This is a genomic window from Pseudanabaena sp. SR411, assembly GCF_002251945.1.
In the GTDB taxonomy this organism is placed as follows: domain Bacteria; phylum Cyanobacteriota; class Cyanobacteriia; order Pseudanabaenales; family Pseudanabaenaceae; genus Pseudanabaena.
In genome coordinates this window covers 1-1105 of record NZ_NDHW01000226.1, presented here as the reverse complement: position 1 = coordinate 1105, position 1105 = coordinate 1, and the positions used below count along the sequence as shown (strand labels likewise).

Genomic DNA, 1105 nt, shown 5'->3' with positions numbered 1-1105 from the left:
TGTTAATTTGTCTCCTCTTCGGCTTCATATTTTAAAGTTTTTTTCTCCCACCTGCCAACGCTATTATTTGCTCCCTGCACCTGTTTCGTAATTGTTTTTCTCATTCCATTACGAGCGGAATGTGGGTAAAAAGACTAAAATAGTAGTAAAACTTTATCGCAACTTGACCATGAACGAGTTAAAGATCCTCACCGAATACCCCGATCGCGCGATCGCAATTCTCCAAAAAACAATCCGTGCCGAAATCCTGCGAATGGAACAAGGTAAAAAACAGATAGAACAAAAATTAAAAACATTCGAGCAGAAACATCAAATCTCCTCTAGTGAATTTATCACCTCTTGTACAGCAGAGAATCTAGAAGGCAAAGACTTAGAATATATTGAATGGTTTGGCGAATATCGCTGTTTAGAAAATATTACTCAAGACTTACATATTCTCCTAAGCCTACAAAATATCAGTCAAAATGTCAGTATCTAGCTATTTTCAAGACTTAGTTATTGCAGTTTCTCGGCTAGAAGATTACGGTTTAGCCAAAACAATTACATCAAATAGCGAATCTCGTCCATCAGGTGAACTCTTCATCAATATCAAAGTAGAACTAATTGATAACTCTGTACTTTTTATTCGAGAATACATTTCCGCCAAGCAGGAACAGAATGAGTTAAGTCAGATGTTGCATGAGCAGACTGGAGTGCTGATTAGCCGAGTCACTGTAGATAGAAAGCTCAAAAAGCTAAATATAACCTTCAAAAAAAACGTTGCATCCAACCGAAAAAGAGAGTGCAAGAGTCCAACAGCAGCGATATGATTTCTGGCAATCAGTGCGAGGAATTCTCGCTAAGAATATGATCTTTATTGATGAATCAGGAATAAATTTAGCGCTTACTAGATTGTTTGCTCGTTCATCCAAAGGCGAAAGAGCAAGAGACTCAAAACCGATAAAACGGGGTAAAAATGTTTCTGTGATTGGAGCAATAGGGATTGATGGATTGTTGACCCAAATGAGCATCTTAGGTGCTGAGGATAGTCTTACCTTTGAAGCTTTTATTGCGACTAAACTAGCCCCTAAGCTTTGGATAGGTGCTTATGTATTTATGGATAATT

The 1105-nt window shown here is 37.7% G+C and carries 3 protein-coding genes; all 3 read left to right on the top strand.

Going from position 1 to position 1105, the window contains the following annotated elements; translation table 11 throughout:
• Nucleotides 1-169 precede the first annotated feature (169 nt).
• Entirely contained in the window at nucleotides 170-478 is a 309-nt protein-coding gene (locus tag B9G53_RS23685) for a hypothetical protein (protein ID WP_141211875.1), read from the top strand.
• On the top strand, nucleotides 465-809 hold the full coding sequence (locus tag B9G53_RS23680) for a hypothetical protein (RefSeq protein ID WP_094535902.1): 345 nt from the start codon (nucleotides 465-467) through the stop codon (nucleotides 807-809). Before B9G53_RS23685 ends, B9G53_RS23680 begins: the two co-directional genes overlap by 14 nt.
• 37 nt (nucleotides 810-846) lie before the next feature.
• A partial coding sequence (locus B9G53_RS23675) for a transposase (protein WP_176453338.1) occupies nucleotides 847-1105 on the top strand: 259 nt, incomplete at its 3' end.

Bases quoted from the DNA above. Each gene is read 5' to 3' on its own strand.
- B9G53_RS23685 (WP_141211875.1), top strand. From the start codon at position 170: ATGAACGAGTTAAAGATCCTCACCGAATACCCCGATCGCGCGATCGCA.
- B9G53_RS23680 (WP_094535902.1), top strand. From the start codon at position 465: ATGTCAGTATCTAGCTATTTTCAAGACTTAGTTATTGCAGTTTCTCGG.